19 protein-coding genes and 1 riboswitch are annotated in these 17697 nt (G+C 68.5%); of the genes, 10 read left to right on the top strand and 9 right to left on the bottom strand.

Features of this window, described 5'->3' with window-relative positions:
• Window positions 1-71: 71 nt before the first annotated feature.
• Window positions 72-728: a hypothetical protein gene (locus tag ACYVN4_RS34560; RefSeq protein ID WP_460726422.1), complete on the bottom strand. Its 657-nt coding sequence runs from the start codon at window positions 726-728 to the stop codon at window positions 72-74.
• 143 nt (window positions 729-871) lie between these two features.
• Between ACYVN4_RS34560 and ACYVN4_RS34555 the strand changes: the two genes are divergently transcribed.
• On the top strand, window positions 872-1270 hold the full coding sequence (locus tag ACYVN4_RS34555; protein WP_460726420.1) for a DoxX family protein: 399 nt from the start codon (window positions 872-874) through the stop codon (window positions 1268-1270).
• Between the two features lie 21 nt (window positions 1271-1291).
• Here ACYVN4_RS34555 and ACYVN4_RS34550 read toward each other — a convergent pair whose 3' ends face one another.
• The 6 genes from ACYVN4_RS34550 to ACYVN4_RS34525 form a co-directional block, all read right to left on the bottom strand.
• Window positions 1292-2134: a hypothetical protein gene (locus ACYVN4_RS34550; RefSeq protein WP_460726418.1), complete on the bottom strand. Its 843-nt coding sequence runs from the start codon at window positions 2132-2134 to the stop codon at window positions 1292-1294.
• Window positions 2128-2868 (bottom strand): HAD family hydrolase, encoded by a 741-nt coding sequence (locus ACYVN4_RS34545; protein ID WP_460726416.1) that lies wholly within the window; start codon window positions 2866-2868, stop codon window positions 2128-2130. Before ACYVN4_RS34545 ends, ACYVN4_RS34550 begins: the two co-directional genes overlap by 7 nt.
• Window positions 2865-3650: an AfsA-related hotdog domain-containing protein gene (locus ACYVN4_RS34540; RefSeq protein WP_460726413.1), complete on the bottom strand. Its 786-nt coding sequence runs from the start codon at window positions 3648-3650 to the stop codon at window positions 2865-2867. The genes ACYVN4_RS34545 and ACYVN4_RS34540 overlap by 4 nt, the downstream gene beginning before the upstream one ends.
• A 14-nt stretch (window positions 3651-3664) precedes the next feature.
• Window positions 3665-3776, bottom strand: a riboswitch (SAM riboswitch).
• A 70-nt stretch (window positions 3777-3846) separates the two neighbouring features.
• Window positions 3847-5121: an MFS transporter gene (locus ACYVN4_RS34535; protein ID WP_460726411.1), complete on the bottom strand. Its 1275-nt coding sequence runs from the start codon at window positions 5119-5121 to the stop codon at window positions 3847-3849.
• Between the two features lie 99 nt (window positions 5122-5220).
• Window positions 5221-5724, bottom strand: a complete 504-nt coding sequence (locus ACYVN4_RS34530; protein WP_460726409.1) for an FMN-dependent NADH-azoreductase — start codon at window positions 5722-5724, stop codon at window positions 5221-5223.
• A gap of 90 nt (window positions 5725-5814) precedes the next feature.
• Window positions 5815-6381, bottom strand: coding sequence for a hypothetical protein (locus ACYVN4_RS34525; protein WP_460726407.1), 567 nt, complete (start codon window positions 6379-6381; stop codon window positions 5815-5817).
• A gap of 165 nt (window positions 6382-6546) precedes the next feature.
• Here ACYVN4_RS34525 and ACYVN4_RS34520 point away from each other — a divergent pair, with 165 nt between their 5' ends.
• Complete coding sequence (locus ACYVN4_RS34520; protein WP_460726405.1) at window positions 6547-7470, top strand: serine hydrolase; 924 nt, start codon at window positions 6547-6549, stop codon at window positions 7468-7470.
• A 192-nt stretch (window positions 7471-7662) separates the two neighbouring features.
• On the opposite strand, the gene ACYVN4_RS34515 is transcribed toward ACYVN4_RS34520, so the two are convergent.
• A complete protein-coding gene (locus tag ACYVN4_RS34515) occupies window positions 7663-8040 on the bottom strand; it encodes a hypothetical protein (RefSeq protein ID WP_460726403.1) in 378 nt (125 codons plus the stop codon).
• Window positions 8041-8442: 402 nt separating this feature from the next.
• On the opposite strand from ACYVN4_RS34515, the gene ACYVN4_RS34510 reads away from it, so the two are divergent.
• Window positions 8443-9816 (top strand): chromate transporter, encoded by a 1374-nt coding sequence (locus tag ACYVN4_RS34510; RefSeq protein ID WP_460726401.1) that lies wholly within the window; start codon window positions 8443-8445, stop codon window positions 9814-9816.
• 3 nt (window positions 9817-9819) lie between these two features.
• Here ACYVN4_RS34510 and ACYVN4_RS34505 read toward each other — a convergent pair whose 3' ends face one another.
• Window positions 9820-10407, bottom strand: coding sequence for a TetR/AcrR family transcriptional regulator (locus ACYVN4_RS34505; protein WP_460726399.1), 588 nt, complete (start codon window positions 10405-10407; stop codon window positions 9820-9822).
• A gap of 113 nt (window positions 10408-10520) precedes the next feature.
• On the opposite strand from ACYVN4_RS34505, the gene ACYVN4_RS34500 reads away from it, so the two are divergent.
• From ACYVN4_RS34500 to ACYVN4_RS34470, 7 genes are all read left to right on the top strand, one after another.
• Window positions 10521-11690, top strand: coding sequence for a hypothetical protein (locus ACYVN4_RS34500; protein WP_460726397.1), 1170 nt, complete (start codon window positions 10521-10523; stop codon window positions 11688-11690).
• Between the two features lie 211 nt (window positions 11691-11901).
• Entirely contained in the window at window positions 11902-13311 is a 1410-nt protein-coding gene (locus ACYVN4_RS34495) for an amino acid permease (protein WP_460726395.1), read from the top strand.
• Window positions 13308-14405 carry an alpha-hydroxy acid oxidase gene (locus ACYVN4_RS34490; RefSeq protein ID WP_460726393.1) on the top strand — a complete coding sequence of 366 codons (1098 nt, stop codon included), beginning with the start codon at window positions 13308-13310 and terminating at the stop codon, window positions 14403-14405. The genes ACYVN4_RS34495 and ACYVN4_RS34490 overlap by 4 nt, the downstream gene beginning before the upstream one ends.
• On the top strand, window positions 14402-14761 hold the full coding sequence (locus ACYVN4_RS34485; RefSeq protein ID WP_460726391.1) for a RidA family protein: 360 nt from the start codon (window positions 14402-14404) through the stop codon (window positions 14759-14761). The genes ACYVN4_RS34490 and ACYVN4_RS34485 overlap by 4 nt, the downstream gene beginning before the upstream one ends.
• A complete protein-coding gene (locus tag ACYVN4_RS34480; protein WP_460726389.1) occupies window positions 14758-15762 on the top strand; it encodes a hypothetical protein in 1005 nt (334 codons plus the stop codon). The genes ACYVN4_RS34485 and ACYVN4_RS34480 overlap by 4 nt, the downstream gene beginning before the upstream one ends.
• Before the next feature lie 103 nt (window positions 15763-15865).
• The gene (locus ACYVN4_RS34475; protein ID WP_460726387.1) at window positions 15866-16744 is read left to right on the top strand and encodes a PIG-L deacetylase family protein; all 879 of its coding nucleotides are present in this window, start codon (window positions 15866-15868) and stop codon (window positions 16742-16744) included.
• Complete coding sequence (locus ACYVN4_RS34470; protein WP_460726385.1) at window positions 16741-17691, top strand: alpha/beta hydrolase; 951 nt, start codon at window positions 16741-16743, stop codon at window positions 17689-17691. The genes ACYVN4_RS34475 and ACYVN4_RS34470 overlap by 4 nt, the downstream gene beginning before the upstream one ends.
• Window positions 17692-17697: the final 6 nt, after the last annotated feature.

The raw sequence follows: 17697 nt of genomic DNA, 5'->3' as shown, positions 1-17697 counted from the left end.
CGTTCGATGGTAGGCCCGCCGCAGCTGGTCCGAGGGGGTTTCAGGATGCCACGCCGGACGCGGCGCGCCGTCTATCCGTTCGGGAATCCGACCTTGGCCAGTGCCGTGGTCCAGTCGGTGGCGATGGCCACCTGGGCGTCGACGAGCGCGACCTTGCCGCCGCAGACCAGGGTGTGCAGCTTGTTCTCGACGCCGTCCTTGGGATTGTTGGGTCCGGCGCCGGCCTGGTGGCCGGGTGACGGCGGTTCGACCCAGATATTGCGGGGATCATTGGGGTCGCCGCCGAGTTCCAGCGAGATCAGGTGGTCGTACTCGGCGTCGTGGGCGTCCCCGGTGTAGTCGTAGGACTTGATGTTGGCGGCCTTCTCGGTATTGGTGACCGAGCTGCTGGGCCGAATCGTGGCCGTGTAACCGGATTTACAGATGGTCTCGGACAGATTGGCCGCTGTCACTTTGGGATTGGTGGCACCGGGGGTGCAGGCCGGGTCCGGCAGCGGCTCACCGGCGGCGGTCTTGCGGTAGTGACAGCTACCGGGTGCGGGCTGAGCCGCCGCGGTGTAGCTGGACTGCGGACCGGGACCGACCGGTATGGTCCCTTCCTTCTCCTTGGCCGCGGGCTGCGGAACCTCCTGTGCGGGAGCATTGGCGGGCTTGGCCGCCTCCTTGGAACATCCCGCGATCAATCCCACGACCAGCAGAGCTATCGCAAGCCCTTTGTGCGCCTTCATAACTTCCCCTGCTCGAGCCGGACAGCAGCCTAATTGTGCGTTACCACTTGGCGATCGGCTACCCGCGCCGACGACACACCGGAGAGAAACGCGGAAAACGGCACCCACCCGGGCAATACAGACCGACCAGTTATGCTGCAGCGATGGCAGCAGATCCGACCGGTAAGTCCGGAGTACGCACCCGCGCTCTCGCCCTGGGCGGCCTGCTGCTCGGCACCGGCACCTTGCATTTCGTCATCCCGAAGTTCTTCGACGGGCTGATCCCGCCCGAGCTGCCGGGCGAACCCCGCACCTACACCCAGGTTTCGGGCGTGGCAGAACTCACCGCGGGCACCCTGCTGCTGGTCCCCCGCACCCGCGGCCTGGGCGCCCGGCTGGCGATGCTCATCTTCCTCGCCGTCTTCCCCGGCAACGTGCAGATGCTGCGCGTCTGGTGGCCCAGCGATATGCCCATGATCATGAAAATCGGTGCCGTGCTGCGGCTTCCGCTGCAGATTCCAATGGTGACCACCGCGCGCAGGGTGTACCGCGACGCGCGGTGATCGACCGGTCGGAGGCGGTACTCAGTCCCGGGTCACGAACTCGTCGAATACCGGATCGGGCAGTTTGAGCTGGGCGTGAATATCACCGCCCAGTCCGAAATGCCCTATCGCGCCGCCGTAGTTCTGCTGATAGCTCTGCCACAGCACCACCACGCTGATGATCCGATTCGCCCCCGGCAGCGCCGGATCCGGGAACGGGTTGGGCAGCACGGCCCGGTAGGTCCCCGCCCCGTCCGCATCGGTGATGAAGACATTCGGCACACCCAGCGGCCCGGGCCGGGTCGGTGCGTCCCGGTCCAAGTCCTTGGCGCGCAGCGACATCACCGTATAGAGCGAGTCCGGGATCAGCCCCGTGAACTCGAACCGGAACTCACCGTGGCGAGCCTCGTTGTCGACCGTCACCTCGAGCGTTCCCCGCGCCTGCAACCAGTCCCCCAGCGTCACCGCCGTGGTGAGCTTGCGCCCGTCCTCGGGACGGATATCCGGAATCGGCGTCTCGTGGAACGGGTAGCTCGGCCGCCGCACCGTGTCCGCGTCCGGCCGCTGATCGGGCGCGAACACCATCGGATAGTTGTTGGCGGGCAACGGTAGTGGCAGCGTGTGCAGCACGCTCGCCGCGTCGGCGTCCGACAGCTCGTCGGGCAGTTCCCGCACGATCGTGTACGCCGCCAGATCACCGAACTTCGGGACGGCAGTGTCGGCGGCGACGATGGCCCGCCCCCACCGCCGGGTGACCGTCCCGTCCGGCCCCGGCACGGTGAGGTAGCCGACGACGATAAAATTCCCGTCGGCGTCGAGCACTTCGCTCGGCGGGTACAGCGGCCCCTGCGTGGTCGGGGTCAGGTCGTAACTCTTGCTCACCATACGGACAGCGCTTCCTGTTCGGAGAGAAGGCGACCCGGATCGTCGACGGTATCGCCGACCCGATCGCCGAGATGGATCCACCCGGAGCCGTCACCGCGGTCTGGACGGGCGTGCGCGGTGAGGACCGCGTCGTCACCGCGAAAACCCGGATGCCCCACGGCTTGCAGGAACGGCAGATCGCTGGCGTGATCGCCGTAGCCGTAGCTGTGCTCGCGGGTGATGTCGTGCTCGCGCAGATACTCCGCGACGGCGGCGGCCTTGGCGGTGCCGATCATGGGCCGCCACACCTCACCGGTCAGCACGCCCTGCTCGTCGACCACCGGGGTGGTGGCGATGACGTGGTCGGCGCCGAGCGCCGCCGCGACCGGTGCGATGGCCGCCGGGAACGAGCCGGACAGCAGCACCGTGTCATGCCCTAAATTGCGGTGCGCGCGCAGGGTTTCCACCGCTTCGGCGTAGTAGACGCCGCCGCCCGCGGCGAACTGGTGGAACCAGCGCCGCCCGGCCTCGGCCAGCGCGTCGGCCCGCGCTCCGCGATAGGCCCGGTAGTAGTGCCGGTTGACTTGCTCCCGTGGTGTTCCGGCTGCGGCCCGCTGTTTGATCTCGTCGCTGAGCCGCGCGTATTCGCTGCCGTCGTCGCCGTTCTCGGCCAGCCAGAAGCGCTGGAAGGCGAACATGCTCTTGACGGTGATGAGGGTTTCGTCGACGTCGAAGAACGCCGCGCCCGCCGTCATGCCACTTCCAGGTAGGCCGCGATCGCCTTGGCCGCCTTGTGCCGTTCGATTTGGGAGATGCGCTCGTTGGGCAGGGCCGCGTAGGTGATGCGGGTGGTGGCGACGCTGCGGTCGAGTTGGCGCACATCCACCTCGATCGCGAACTCCAGTTTGGCCGGGTCGGTGACCGAGATCGGGGTGAGCACCGCGTGCAGGGTGGCGGGCAGCGGGAACAGGAAGGACTTGAACTCCAATTCGATGCTGTTCCACACGATGTAGAAGTGCTGTTCGGGCCAGCGGCGACCGTACTCGAGTTCGAACGCGCCGAGGAACAGCTGCCGCACCGCCTCCACGATCACGATGCCCTGCACGTGCTCGCCGGTCTGATGGTCGAGCAACAACTCGTTGTCGCCGTGGATGCGCAGGTCCGCCCGGAACTCGGTATCGGACTCGCGAATCAGATTGGCCAGCAGCACATTCGAGTGCTGATACTTGTGCACCTGGTGGCGCGGAGCCGGTTCGTCGACCGGTCCACTGACCCGCAGTCCGGCCGGGGCGTGCACCAGCGCCACGTGCTCGACGTAGTCGAGATCGTGGCGGGTGACCCCCTGGCCGAGCCGCACGGTCAGCGGCCGCTCCGACGCCCGCCACCGGCCGCCGCGCAGTGCGGCCACCAGCCCCGACACCGTGAAGGCCCGGTCGTCCGCGGCGATGCCGCGGAAGCGGTCGGCCACCAGCAGCACCTCGCCGACGGCCACCTCCTCCGCCACCGCGGACACCGAATCGAGCTGGGCTACAGACATTTTCCCTCCGAGAAGCAAGACGCTTATGGCGACGCTCGCCGCCATCCGGTCGTCACCCGGAGCACCCCGCCGCCGTGGAGGGTTGCCGCCCAGCCAGCCGGGGCTTGAACACTGGAACTCATGACCGTCATCGGAAAGTTATGCGCCCCAACATCTTTCCCCTACGGTTTCAACCACACCGATTGAAACCCGCCCTTCACTCCACCGCCGCACCCGCACGCGTCGCTGCAACGGCCAGCACCGCACCGACGGCCGACAGCACCGCGATGGACAGTGCTACGGCCGAATAACCGTGGTGCGAAACAAGATTGGCCAACTGCGGCCCCGCGCCGGCACCGACGAACAGCGCAAAGGTGTACAACGCGGTGGCGGTACCCCGTGCCGCACCGGCATGCACCGCGATCGCCTGTACCGCCGCCGGAGCCGCCACCGCGATCGCCGCAACGAATACGAACAGCCACACCGCAACCCACACGCCACCCCACGGCACCGCCGTGACCGCCGCCGCACCCGCCGCGATCGCCAGAGCGGCGATCAACCGGGTCGCCGGAGCGATGACCCCCAACCGTCCAGCCAGCAACGGCACCGCCACCATGGCCGGAATCGCGCTGGCGCGCAGGGCCAGTAGCGCGGCATTACCGGAGCCCACCCCGTGGGGCGGAGTGAGCTGGATCCCGGTGTAGATACCCACGAACGAGCCCAGGATAGCCAGACAGCTCAGATACAGCAGAGCTAACCGGGTCTGCCGCAGCAGCATCCAGAAAGGCGCGAACACACTACGCATCGTGTCCACCCACCCGGAACCGTCTACCGCCGCAGCGTCCTGCACCGCGACCGGCGCCTGCAATACGACGCGCAACAACACCGCCGAGAGTGCGAAAGCGATTGCGCCCGCGACGAAGATCGCATGCCAGCCCAGGGCGTTGCCGATGAGCTGGGCCAGCACCTGTGCCACCACCCCGGCCCCGAGGAACGAGCTGGTCAGGCAGGTCAGCGCGAAGATACGACGCTGCGGGGCAATACGTTCGGACAGATAGGCGAAGGCGGCAGGCGCGAAGAAGGAGGCCGTTAGCCCCTGCAGGATTCGCGCCGACAGCCCACTGACGAGTCCGGGCGCGACCGCCACCAGCAGCGAACTCACCACCGTCGCCAGCAGCCCGCCCACAATGACCGGCCGCCGCCCCCACCGATCCGACAGCGGCCCGGTCACCAGGAACCCCGCGCCGTAGGCCAGCCCGAAGGCGGTGGTCGTCCAGGTGGCCGCGGACTTGGACGTATCCCAGTCCGCCGCAAGCCGATTCAGGACCGGCAGCACCACATACAGCTGCCCGACCACCAGAATCCCGACCGCGCACACCGCCGCGACCGTCCGCCCGGTCGGCGCCCATTCCGGTTCGGCGGCAGCGCCCTGCTCGAGAATTTCGTCCGCGTCGGGCGCGGGGTTCGGTTCAGTAGTCGGCGGCGAGCTCACGGGCGCGCTCCTGGGCTGCGGTGAAGCCTGCTTCCGGGTTGTCGGTGAGGACGGTTGGGGCGAAGCGGATTTCGGTGATGTCCTTGATGCCGACGAAGTTCAGCCAGTCGGTGACGAAGGGGTGGCGAAGTCGGAGCCGAATTCCACCGGGACGCCGGGCTGGTGGACGCCGCTGGTGTAGACGGTGAGGGCGCGTTTGTCGGTGAGCAGGCCCGAATAGCCGGTCTGCGGATCGAAATTGAACGCCCAGCCGGGCTGGGTGACGATGTCGACCCACTGCTTGAAGATGTAGGGCACGCCCGCATTCCAGATCGGGATATTGAGGACGTAGAGGTCGGCGGCGGCGAACCGGTCGAAGACGGTGCGCGCCAGCTCCCAGGCCGCGAGCTGCGGCGGCGTCTGGTCACGACCGGTGAACAGCGCCAGCTTGGCTTCGGCGGCATGGGTGCCGAAATCGGGCAGCTCGGCGTCGAACAGGTCGAGGGTGTCGACGGTGAGTTCGGGGTCGCGGGCGCTCAACCCGTCGATGAAAGTCTGGGCCAGTGCCCGGGACTGGCTGTGCGCACCGCGCGCCGAGGCATTGACATGCAGCAGGGTGGTCATCGAATTCCTTTCGTGGACAACGAAGTCCACGTCTATCAAGATCCACCCACCCGGCACGACGGTTACGTGCGCACTGATCCGAAGACCGGCTCAGGCCAGGATGAAGCTGAGCTGCAGGGCGTACCCTCCGCCCTGGCGCATCCACGAGTACCCGAACCACACGCCCGGGGTGACCTCACGGATTTCGTCGTAGAGCTGCGGGACCGGCGACGGCGCATAGTCGAGCACCCAGGTCGGGCCACCGTCCACCACCGAAGGTCCGGTGAAGACATTCGCCTGGAACGCCTCGATCCCGGCCCCGGTGAGGCGGTTGAACAGGTACCCGCCCCCGTGGTTGGTGTAGAAGTCCTTGCCGATCCAGAACAGCGGCGCCCACGACTGCATGTCCCGCGGCGACGCCACCCACCCATCCTTCGACCCGATCGGGACATCACCGCGCGGGGCGTCGCGGTAGATCGCGTCCTGCTGCGCGGGGCTGCATCTGAAGCGCAATGAGTCCACTGTTGCTGATGTGTTGTCGGGGAACAGAACACAGCCGCCGCCGTAGTCCGCGTCGGCGTGGGCGACCACCGGGACAGACAACAGCAGCACCCCGAATCCGAGGGCGGCGAGGCTTTTTATCAGGGCATTTCGGAGGAACTCACGAGCTGTACCCATCACTGTCTCCATCGGGATAAGTCCCGACCCACCAGTGATCTTAGTTCGCGGCATATTAGCTGGTCAGCATCGATCCCGAACCGAGACCAGATCGATCCGCAGTTAACAGGAAATTGACAGCCTTCCACTGGAAATGTCTCGAGGTTCGTGTCGATGTAATGGTTTATGACCTCGATTCAGGCCCGCACACCGCACGCACGGTGGACTTGGATCGCGGCCGGCAGTTTCGTCGCCGTGATCTCGTTGGCAACACTCAGCGCCCCGCGCGCCTTCGCCACTTCTCGTGACCAGATAGGTCAAGACCAGGTACCGGAGACCCCGCCGCCGGGAACGACTCTCGTCGTTCCGCATCCCATCGCGGTGACCGCGATCGCCCAGCAGATGCAGGCGGCCATCCAGGCCGCCTCGCCGGGCACCAGCGTCGGTATCGACGTGGTGGACACCACCACCGGTTCCCCGGTCGCCAGCCTCAATGCCGATCAGCAGTTCTATACCGCCTCGGTGGTGAAGCTGCTCATCGCACTGGACACGTTGAAAAGCCAGAACTGGCAACCGGATCCGGATACCACCGACCGGATCACCCAGATGCTCTCGACCAGCGATGACGATATCGCCGACGCATTGTGGGACGAGGGCGGCAACGACGCCATCATCGACCGGATGGTGAGCACCATCGGCCTGACGGCCACCACCGCTCCGGAGGACACCGCGCAGTGGGGCGAAACCCTCACCACGCCACGGGATGTGGTGGCGATCTTCCACTACATCACCGGCTCGGCCCCGGCCTCGGCCCGGGATCTGATCATCGGCGCGCTGCACAACACCTCCGAGACCGCCGCCGACGGCACCAACCAGTACTTCGGCATTCCCGACGCGCTCACCGGCGCGAGCTGGGCGGTCAAGCAGGGCTGGATGGATCTGGACTCCTCGACCACGCTCGACACCACCGGCCTGGTCAGCCCCGCTCCCGATCAGCCGTATCGCTATGCGGTGGTGGTGCTTTCGCAGCAACCCGCGGGCACCAGCTGGTCGGTGGCGGGCTCGGCGCTCACGGCGGGTGTGCAACTGCTGCACACCGTGCTGAAGTGAGGCTCAGCCACTGCCGCACCCGCGCAAGCGGGTGCGGCGCGGGATCAGGACACCGGCATGGCCGCGCCGATGCCGATGGCGGCGAGCGGCACGGCCGCGATGGCGGCCAGCGGCACCCAGATCGGCGAGGTCAGCAGACCCAGCAGGATCAACATCGAGGTTCCTTTCGTTCGGTCGCGCAGCCTCCGCGACCTATTGACCGGCCTTCAGCTGCTGGACATAGATGATCGGCAGGTACTGGCTCACGCAATCGGCCACGACATCCTGGCCGGGGTTGAACTGCGCGTAGGCCGGCGGCGTCGAGAACCCGCCCGTCCCTTGCTGATCCGCGGGCGGCGCCCAGCGCGGCGAGGGGTTGGGGTAGGTGACCACCGGCGGTGCGCCGACCAGGAAGGGCTCCTGCGCGCTGTAGAGCGAACACTTCCACCACTCCCCCGGCGGCGACTCGATCTTGATGACGCCGCCGGGCTGCGGGGTGAGGATCGGCTGCGCCGAGGCGGTCGCTGCGGTCCCGATGAGGATCGCCCCGGCCGCACCGGCGGTGCCGAGCACTCGGAGAGACCGCGACATTACGCCGAGCCCCAGGCGTGCATCAGGTAGGTCCACTGGGCCAGGATCGAGGTGATGGTGTCGGTCAGATTGATGGCCGCCGAACCGAGATTGATGACCGGATGGTTGTTGTCCACGATGTCTCCTTCGATGCGAGGTGTCCGAAGCCGGTCGAACCGGCCGGGCTTACTGCCACGCTATTGCAGCATCACTGCAATAACCAAGAGATTGCCCGATTTTGTGACACAACGCACCGGCACGGAAATCCGGGGCACAGGCACGCACGGCAAGCCTCCTTCATCAGCTTTCAGCCAGGTCGGAACGGTCCGACCGTCCGAAAGCTACCCCGGGAACAGGGTTCGCTGGAAGGTGTCTCGAAGGTGTGTCTCGCACCGGACGCCGGGACGCATTAGGGTCGCGGCCGTGCATCCGGACACCGGCACCCGACCGGTGCGACTGCGGACCATCGCCCTGGAATGGGGCCGCATCGGCTGCCTCGGCTTCGGCGGCCCACCCGCCCACATCGCCATGCTCCGCACCCTCTGCGTCGACCGCCGAGCCTGGATCACGCCCGCCGAATTCGAGGACGGCATCGCCGCCACCAACCTCCTCCCCGGCCCCGCCTCCACCCAACTGGCGATCTACACCGCCTGGCGACTGCGCGGCACCCCAGGCGCCCTGATCGGCGGATTCTGCTTCATCACACCGGGTTTGACCCTCATCCTGCTCCTCGCCGCGATCTTCCTAGCCACCGACAGCCCCCACTGGATACACGGCGCAGCCGCCGGAGCCGGAGCAGCGGTCGCGGCGGTCGCCCTCCACGCCGCGTTCGGCCTCGCCCCCGCCAGCTGGCACCGAGCCGGACCCACCCGCGCAGCCCACGCCCGCTGGATCGCCTACGCCACAACCGGTCTGGCCGCCGCCACCTTCCTCGGCCCCTGGCTGGTACTCGCCCTGATCGCCAGCGGCCTACTGGAGATCTGGTCACTCGGCGGCGCCGGGCGCCTCAAACCACGAGAGTCCAGCCGCACCGGACCGCACGCGGACCAGGCTGGGCAGAGCGAGGAACCAGCAGGGCACGGCGCAGTGGGCGACGACCGGCCGGACAACAACCCGGCCGAGCGCCGAGAGCAGAGCCCTGGGGCGGAGACCTCTCCTGACGCGTCGTCGCCCGACCGAGCGGCTCGAGATGTGCCCGGCCCCGACTCGTCGGACCGCAAACGGTTGCGCGCGTGGCCGTTCGCGATGACCTGGATGACCGGCGGCGGGATGGCTGCCGTGGGGTGGGTGGCGTTCAAGGTGGGGGCGTTGTCGTACGGGGGTGGGTTCGTGATCATTCCGCTCATGCAGGCCGATGCGGTCGACAGGTACGGGTGGATGAGTGGGGCGCAGTTCTTGAATGCGGTTGCGCTGGGGCAGATCACGCCCGGACCGGTGGTACAGACGGTGGCGGTGGTCGGGTATGCGGCTGCGGGGATTCCCGGCGGATTGCTTGCCGCCGCGGTTGCTTTCGCGCCGTCGTTCGCGTTCGTGCTGGCCGGGGGACGGTACTTCGACCGGCTGCGTGCGGACTCGCGGGTGCAGGCCTTCCTCACCGGTGCGGGACCGGCTGCCATCGGCGCGATTGCGGGGGCCGCGATTCCGCTGGCCTTTGCGCTGCAGCACCTTTGGCAGTTCGCGGTGCTCGCGGCCGCAGCACTGTGGCTGCTGGCGGCCCGTCGCGGAGTCGTCAGCGCGCTGCTGGGCGCGGGTGCGCTCGGGGTGGTGGCCGCCGCGGCGGGTCTACCGATCGGCTGACGGTCAGACGGTGATGCCGAGGGCGCCTGCGACGGCGCGGGTCAGGTGGTCGGTGACCTCGGTGGGGGTCCAGGTGCGGTGCTCGGTGAGGTCGTAGACGACGCGCTCGTCGAAGATGGTGATCCAGAGCAGGACGGCGTAGGTGAGGTCGTATTCGGTGGTTTTGCCTTGGAGGGCAAGGGAGCTCAAGACCTCGGTGAGGATGTCGTGCAGGGCGGTGATGGATTCGTCACCAGCGGCGAGGCGTTCGATGAAGCCTTTGGAGCTGCGGATGTAGCGCACGGCCGGACCCCATTGCGCAGCCTGGTCCACCCAGGTGCGGCAGCAGCGGTGGAAGCGGTCCACCGGATCGGGTCCGGCGTCGACCGCGGCCAGCGCCTCCACCAACTGTTCGATGGCGCGGCGGTGGAACGCTTGCAAAGCGTCCTGCGGGGTCGGGAAGTGCCGGTACGCGGTGGCCACGCCGACACCCGCCGCGGCGGCGAGTTCGGGAATGGAGAAGCCGATCCGGCCCGCCCGCAACAGGCTCTGGACGGCGTCGACCAGCAGCACGCGGCTGCGCTGGGCGTCACTGCGGGTGTTCACTGGCACGCCTCCATCCTGCGCGAACGCGGGCGGTGATCGCCGCGCGGCGCTCGAGTAGAGAAGTTCTTCTCAGTTAAGTATTCTGCAACAGAGAAGATCTCCTCACTTAGGAGGCCGGGATGCGGGCAGCCGCACCGGGCGCGCTATTGGTGCTGATCATGGCGCAGCCGAACATGGCGACCGGGATGATGCCGTACTACCGGCACACCTGGACGCTCGCACCACTGCTCATCACCGCGATCTTCGCCGCCTACCTGTTCGCGCTGACGCCGACGCTCGCAGTGCTGGGCACGCCCGCCTCGCGGCGCGATTGGTGGTGGCGCATCGGCGTGGGCAGCGCGTTCGCCGTCGCCGCGGATGCCGCCATGGCCCTGGCACATTCACCGTGGCCGGTGGTCGCGGCACGGGTGTGCGCGGGGTTGTCGGTCGGGTTGGTGACCGGGTCGCTGGCCGGATTGATCCTGGAACGCCAGGGCGAACGCGGCCGCACCGCCATGGCGGTCGCGACCGTCCTGGGGTCGGCCCTGGGAACCCTTGCCGCCGCGGTGATCGCGCAGTATCTACCCGCGCCCGGGGTGACCGTGTACCTCGCGCACGCGGCACTGCTCGCGGTCGTCGTGACGGCGGTACTCGGCGATCGAGCGATACGCTCGGCGGCGACCGTGCCGGTCAGCCCGACCACGAACACCCGACCGGAGCCACGACTTGCCGGATACCTCAGCGGAATTGCCGCCTGGGTGTCGGCAGGTCTGGTGGTCGCCCTGTTGCCGAGCTACGGCGCGGAACTGCTGGGCACCACCAACCTGGCCCTGCTGGCGCTGCCGGTGACGCTGTATCTGACCACCGCCTGGCTGGCCCAGCGCCTCCTGCCACCGGACCGGCTACCCGCCGAACCGCTGGCGGCACAGGGGATGATCATCGCCGGGGTCGCTCTCGCGGCGGCCGTGTCCTGGGTACCCAGCCTGCCGCTGCTGCTGTGCGGCGGCGTGGTGGCCGGATTCGGGCAGGGCATCGCCTATCGGTCCGGGCTCCGGATCGTCAGTGCCGCAACACCTCCCGATCAGCATGCCCGGGCCGCGTCGCGCTTCGCGGGCGTGGCCTACGCGTGCGCGGCCGTCGCGACGCTCGGCTTCGGCGCGGTGGCGACCCTCGAATCCATGCGTGACGCGGTGCTGACCGCCGCGGCCGTCCTCGTACTGGTGGCCGCCGCCACCGCCCTCGTCCGCCGGCGCGCAATGGCGCGCGCCGCGGACTCCCTTCCCGTCCAGCAGATCTCGACAACCGCATAATTCCGCCCCACCATTTCTAAAAGACGAATCCGAGGGCACAATAGCTCCCGCGCGAATTCCGATCGCGCGCAATTCGGCATGCACACAGCAGATTTCATAGCCAGAATTCGACGAAACGAATTCGTTACGCTGGTTCACGGGCACATAAACTCCACGAGTTTCACTGGAATACATCAGCTTCAAAGACATTCTCTCCGAATGGATTCCAGAAATGGCAGCACAAAGCAGCACCGACGCCACCCTCACCCGCAGTCTCGGCCGGGTGGATCTCATCGCCATGGGCGTCGGCACCATCGTGGGCGCGGGCATCTTCGTCACCACCGGCATTGCCGCCGCCACCAAGGCGGGCCCCGCCATCGTCCTATCGTTCGTGCTGGCCGGGGCCATCTGCGTGCTGGTGGCGCTGTGCTACAGCGAACTCGCGTCCATGACACCACTGTCCGGCAGCGCCTATACCTACACCCGGGGGACGCTGGGCGAGGTGCCCGCGTTCCTGGTCGGCTGGAATCTGCTGCTCGAATACGCGGTGGCGGCCTCGGCCATTGCCATCGGCTGGTCCGGATTGTTCGGCGCGGCCTTGAATTCCTTGTTCGGGGTGACCCTACCCAAGGCGATTTCCGCGGGCCCCAGCGACGGTGGTGTCATCAATCTTCCGGCGGTACTCATTGTCGCCGTCGTGGTCGGCGTGCTCGTGCTCGAAGTCAAACTCACCGCCGTCGTGGTGAAAACTCTGGTGGCCTTGACCATCGGCGTTCTCATTCTCGTGATCGCGATCGGTGCGCCGCACGTGCATGCCGGTAATTGGTCGCCGTTCCTGCCGTTCGGCGTGCACGGGATCGCGGCCGGAGCGGCGCTGGCGTTCTTCGCGTACCTGGGTTTCGATGTCGTCGCGACCTCGGCCGAGGAGACGCGTGATCCCCGCCGGGATCTGCCGTGGGGCATCATCGGCTCGGTCGTCATAGCCACCGCGCTCTATGTGGCAGTGAGCGCCGTATTGACCGGCGTCGCACCGTATTCCACCCTCGGCAATGCCGCGCCGGTGGCGACCGCGCTGGCAGCGGTCGGCGCGGGGTGGATCGGCAAGGTGATCCTGGTGGCCTCGGTGGTGGCGCTGACCAAGGGCCTGCTCATGGTGTGTTACGGCCCGACCCGCCTGGTGTTCGCCATGGCCCGCGACGGCATGGTGCCGAAGGCTCTGTGCCGCACCGGTTCCCGGGGTACGCCGGTGCGCCTGAGCCTGCTGCTCGGCACGGTGGTGGCCGTGGTGGCCGGGCTGCTGCCCATCGGCACGGTCGCGGAACTGGTCAATATCGGCGCGCTGTTCGCCTTCGTGATCGTGGCGCTGGGTGTGCTGATCCTGCGCCGCACCGCCCCCGAGCGGCCCCGCCCGTTCCGGGTGCCGCTGCTGCCCGTGGTCGCGATCGCCGCGATCGCCGGATGCCTGTGGCTGGCAACCACCTTCGAGGCCCTGACCTGGCTGCGGTTCGTCATCTGGAGTGCCGCCGGAGTGGCGCTGTACCTGTTCTACGGCCGCCGCCACGCGACCGTAGAAACGAGCTCCGCACCTGTGGACACCGCCCTGACCACCGCCGTCACCGTCCCCGCCGGAGGTGCCGCGTGACCGCGCAACTCGACAGCTTCTACCCCACCCGTGTCGATTTCGGCACCCTCGAGGAGATCCATCGCGCCGCCGCGTCCGCCCTGCCCGCGGATGTCCTTGATTTCGTGGAGGGCGGCGCGGGCAAGGAACTCACCCTGCGCGACAACCGGCTGGCCTTCGATCGCTGGCGCATCCTGCCCGCCCCCATGAGCGGGGTCGGCGCGCCCTCGACCGGCACCGAATTCCTCGGGATGCCCTTGGCGACACCTATTCTCACCGCCCCGTTCGGGGGTGATGCCCTGTTCCATCCGGACGGGCATCCGGCGGTGGCCCGGGCCGCGCAGGCCCGGGGAGCGCTGTCCGTCGTGCCGGAGGCGGGCAGTTTCTCCTATCAGCGGGTGCGGGCGGCCGCGCCGCTGGCCGCCCGCATCGCGCAGGTGCATCCGTTCGGGCATGCCGCGCTGGTGGCCGAGCGGGTGGCCCGGCTGGGGTACGAGGCGCTGTGCGTCACGTTGGACTGCCCCGTCGGCGGGTTCCGCACCCGCAATATGGCCAATCGGTTCGACCCGGATCAACGCCATTTCGCGGGCAATCTGACCGGCGCGGACGGTGCGCCCGGGGTGGCCGAGGTGTTCGGTCAGCTGCTCAAACGCGGTGGCATGGTGTGGGATTGGACCGAGCTGGCGAACGCGGCGACCGGGTTCGGGCTGCCGTGGATCGCCAAGGGCGTGCTCACCCCGACCGCCGCCGAACGCGCCCTGGACATCGGCGCGAGCGCCCTGGTGGTGTCCAATCACGGTGGGCGGCAGGTGGATCCGGCTCCGGCGAGCCTGGATATGCTGCCCGGCATCCGCGCGGCCGTCGGCCCGGAGATACCGATCCTGCTGGACAGCGGCATTCGCACCGGTAGCGACGTGTACACGGCGCTGGCCCTGGGCGCGGATGCGGTGATCATCGGCCGCGCCGCCATCTACGGGCTGGCCGCGGCCGGGCAGGCGGGCGTGGATCGGGTGCTGGAGCTGCTCACCGAGGAGCTGCGGACGCTGATGATCCTTTCCGGCGCGCACACCGTCGCCGATATCGACGCCTCCCGGATCACGCGGGCGGCGTCGTGAGCGGATTCCCTTCGGCGCGTATCGCTTCCGGGCTCGTGTTCACCTCCGGCCTGGCCGCGCTCGACCCGGACACTCTCACGGTCACCGCCGACACCTTCGAAGGGCAGGCGACCGAAGTATTCCGTCAGCTCGACGCCGCCCTGACCGCCGCGGGCAGCACCCGCGACCAGGTGCTGCGCCTGGAGTGCTATCTCGCCGACCGCCGCTGGTTCCCCGACTGGCACAACGCTTTCCGCCGCTACTTCCCGACGGCCGCACCGGCGCGGATCACCACCGTCACCACCCTGCCCATCGACGGGCTGCTCATCGAAATCCAGGCGATCGCCGTCGCCCCGCTCGAGGAAGATCGATCATGACCGCAGTCACTCCGCTCGTCCATTCCCCTTCGCACATCGGTGATTTCACCATCCGGGACGTCATCGAGGGCCAGACCGCCGGGCAGCTCATCGTCGCCGCCGACGACTGGGGGTGGTGGGTCACCCTGCTCGGTGGCGACACCATCGCACCCACCACCGGCATTCAGCAGACCGTCGCCGAAGGGCTGGAGCGCGCCGGATTCCTGATCCGGCGCGGGCACCGCTATCAGCTCACCCACACCGGCCACGATGTCGGCAAGAATCGCGGCTTCGTGCGGGTGGCGGTGCGCGGCTGGGAGCCCACCTTCCGGCAGCTGTCCGACAGCCCGCACCGCGAATTCATCCCGGCCGCCACCGAACCCGGCGAAGTGGCCCGGGGCTGCACCGATATCGCCCGGCGGCGGCCGGAGATCTTCGACGCCATCGGGCGGGCCATCGCGACCGGAATACCGGGCACCACCATCGATCTCGGCTGCGCCGACGCCGGACGGGTGCTGGCCTTGTCCGGGATCGCCGGGGCGGAACACTTCCTGGGCGTCGATATCGAGGACGGGGTGATCACCGACGCGTCCGCGGAGGTCGCCGCGCGCGGGCTCGCCGAACGGATCACGCTGCTCGCCGGTTCGGTGCAGCCGGGTGCGGAGCCGCCCGCGTGGCTGGCGAGCGTGGACCGCGACGCCGTCACCACCGCCATGTCGTTCTTCCTGCTGCACCAATTGGCCAGCGACGGTGACGGTATCGCGGCGGTGCTGCGCGGCTGGATGGACTGGTTCCCCAATCTGCGGCGGCTGGTGATCGGGGACGGATATCTGCTGGAGGCCCCGTCGTGGACGCAGCAGCCGTGGTTCTCCCCCACCTACGAGATCTATCACGCCGTGACCGGGGTGCGGCTGTGGACGCGGCACGAATACGAGCAGGCGTTCGCCGAGCTCGGCTGGTCGGTGCAGCGGCGGCTCGAGGATCACACCATGTTGGTGACCAGCATTCTCGAGCGCGACTGAGCCCGGCGATCGGGCCGCACGACAACGGCTCCCGCCGGATCGATTCGTTCGATGAGGATCGGACGAATCGGTACGGTGGGAGGCGGGGCAAGGAGTGCGGTCGATGGACGTTTCCGGGATGCTCGATGCCGCGAGCCGCATTGTGGTGGTGTCACCGCATTTCGACGACGCGGTGCTGGCGCTCGGCGGACTGATCGCGACGCGGGCCGGGCGGGGACAGACCGTCGAAGTGCTGACCGTGTTCTCCGCGGCGGGAGCCGCTCTCGCGGGCGGTGTCCGGATGCGGGCCTTCTCCGACTATGGGCCGCGCGTCGGGGAGGATGATCGGGCACTGGCGCTGCTGGGAGCCCGGTCGGCCCGACTCGGGTTGTCCGAACGGCTCTTCCGTGATCCGCCGACACGCGGACCCCTGCCGCTGTTCCGCACCTCCGCCGACCTGGCGCGCGGCGCGTACCCGGAGACCGTCCGGCGCGCGATCCTGCGGATCGCGCAGGCCCCGGGCACGATCGTGCTGGCCCCCTTGGGAATCGGCAATCACGTCGACCATGTGATCGTGGCGCTGGGCGCGCTGCGCGCCGCGCGCGAGCGGCCAGGCATCCTGTTCTACGAGGACTTCAACGCCCTGTCCGAACACAACCGCCGCCGCCATCCCGTCGCCCGGTTACGGCCCTTCCCTTACCGTTCCGCGCCCGCCTGGGCGAGCCCGCGCGCCGGGTTCGAGCTCGAGGCCACTTCCCTGCTAGCGCGTGGACCGGACCCCACCACGCTCGCCGAACTGACCGTGCAGCCCGAGCAATGGCGAATGTCGGCCTCCCCGCTCGACGACGCGGCGGAATCCGCCAAGCTCCAGGCGGTGGGCGAATATCGCACGCAAACAATGGCTTTGGGTGGCGAGACCGCGGTGCGAGAACTGCTACGCCGGGCACACGCGGTGCGCGGTGGCGAGCTCGTCTGGCAGTACCTGCCGGGAGGCGATCGATGAAGTGGGTCGCGCTGCTGGCGCTACTTCTGGGGGCCGCGGGCCTGCCGGTGAACGCGCACGCCGAAACCGCCCGCATCGATCACATCGTCGCGGTCACCGATCGCTGGTTGCAGGTGTTCGTCGACTCCCCTGCGATGGCGGGCACGGTGCAGATCGACGTGCTGCTGCCCGCGCATCGCACGGTTCGCCACCCGTCGGTGTACCTGCTCGAAGGCATCGATTCCGCGCGACCGGACCAGAACGACTGGACCTTCCAGGGCGGCGCGGTCGATTTCTTCGCCGACAAGGATGTCACCGTCGTGCTCCCGGTCGGCGGCGCGGGCAGTTACTACACCGATTGGCAGCGCGTGGATCCGGTACGCGGGCAACAGCGTTGGGAGACCCTGTTGACCCGCGAGCTGCCCCCGCTGCTGGACGCCCGTTTCGACGGCGACGGCCGCCATGCCATCGTGGGCATCTCCATGGGCGCGCAGGCCGCCATGATGCTGGCCGAGCGCTCCGGCGACCTGTATTCCGGGGTGGCCGCCCTGAGCGGCTGCTACGACACCGCCGACGCGATCGGGCAGGCGGAGTTGCGCTATATCGTCAGCAGCGACGGCTCGAACCCGGACGATATGTGGGGGTCTGCCAACGATTCCGATTGGGCCGCACACGATGTGCTGGCCCACGCGGACGCCCTGCGCGGCAAGGCCCTCTACTTCTACGCGGCGTCCGGGCTGCCCGGCGAGCACGAGAACGCGCAGACACCCGATCTGCCGGATGTGGTGATCGAGGGCGGCGCCATCGAATTCGGGACCCGGCTGTGCACCGGGATCCTCCGGCAGCGGCTGGACACGCTGGGCATCCCCGCCACCTATGACCTGACCGCGGCGGGCACGCACAGCTGGCCCTACTGGCGCGATCATCTCGCCGCGGCCTGGCCGGTGCTGGCCGCCGCGCTCGGGTAAGGAAAA

This window comes from Nocardia heshunensis, assembly GCF_054782115.1.
This window is presented reverse-complemented; position numbering and strand designations above follow the sequence as displayed.

Coding starts and splice junctions, on each gene's coding strand:
- ACYVN4_RS34560 (WP_460726422.1), bottom strand. CDS start 728: ATGAAGGCGCACAAAGGGCTTGCGATAGCTCTGCTGGTCGTGGGATTG.
- ACYVN4_RS34555 (WP_460726420.1), top strand. CDS start 872: ATGGCAGCAGATCCGACCGGTAAGTCCGGAGTACGCACCCGCGCTCTC.
- ACYVN4_RS34550 (WP_460726418.1), bottom strand. CDS start 2,134: ATGGTGAGCAAGAGTTACGACCTGACCCCGACCACGCAGGGGCCGCTG.
- ACYVN4_RS34545 (WP_460726416.1), bottom strand. CDS start 2,868: ATGACGGCGGGCGCGGCGTTCTTCGACGTCGACGAAACCCTCATCACC.
- ACYVN4_RS34540 (WP_460726413.1), bottom strand. CDS start 3,650: ATGTCTGTAGCCCAGCTCGATTCGGTGTCCGCGGTGGCGGAGGAGGTG.
- ACYVN4_RS34530 (WP_460726409.1), bottom strand. CDS start 5,724: ATGACCACCCTGCTGCATGTCAATGCCTCGGCGCGCGGTGCGCACAGC.
- ACYVN4_RS34525 (WP_460726407.1), bottom strand. CDS start 6,381: ATGGGTACAGCTCGTGAGTTCCTCCGAAATGCCCTGATAAAAAGCCTC.
- ACYVN4_RS34520 (WP_460726405.1), top strand. CDS start 6,547: ATGACCTCGATTCAGGCCCGCACACCGCACGCACGGTGGACTTGGATC.
- ACYVN4_RS34515 (WP_460726403.1), bottom strand. CDS start 8,040: ATGTCGCGGTCTCTCCGAGTGCTCGGCACCGCCGGTGCGGCCGGGGCG.
- ACYVN4_RS34500 (WP_460726397.1), top strand. CDS start 10,521: ATGCGGGCAGCCGCACCGGGCGCGCTATTGGTGCTGATCATGGCGCAG.
- ACYVN4_RS34495 (WP_460726395.1), top strand. CDS start 11,902: ATGGCAGCACAAAGCAGCACCGACGCCACCCTCACCCGCAGTCTCGGC.
- ACYVN4_RS34480 (WP_460726389.1), top strand. CDS start 14,758: ATGACCGCAGTCACTCCGCTCGTCCATTCCCCTTCGCACATCGGTGAT.
- ACYVN4_RS34475 (WP_460726387.1), top strand. CDS start 15,866: ATGGACGTTTCCGGGATGCTCGATGCCGCGAGCCGCATTGTGGTGGTG.
- ACYVN4_RS34470 (WP_460726385.1), top strand. CDS start 16,741: ATGAAGTGGGTCGCGCTGCTGGCGCTACTTCTGGGGGCCGCGGGCCTG.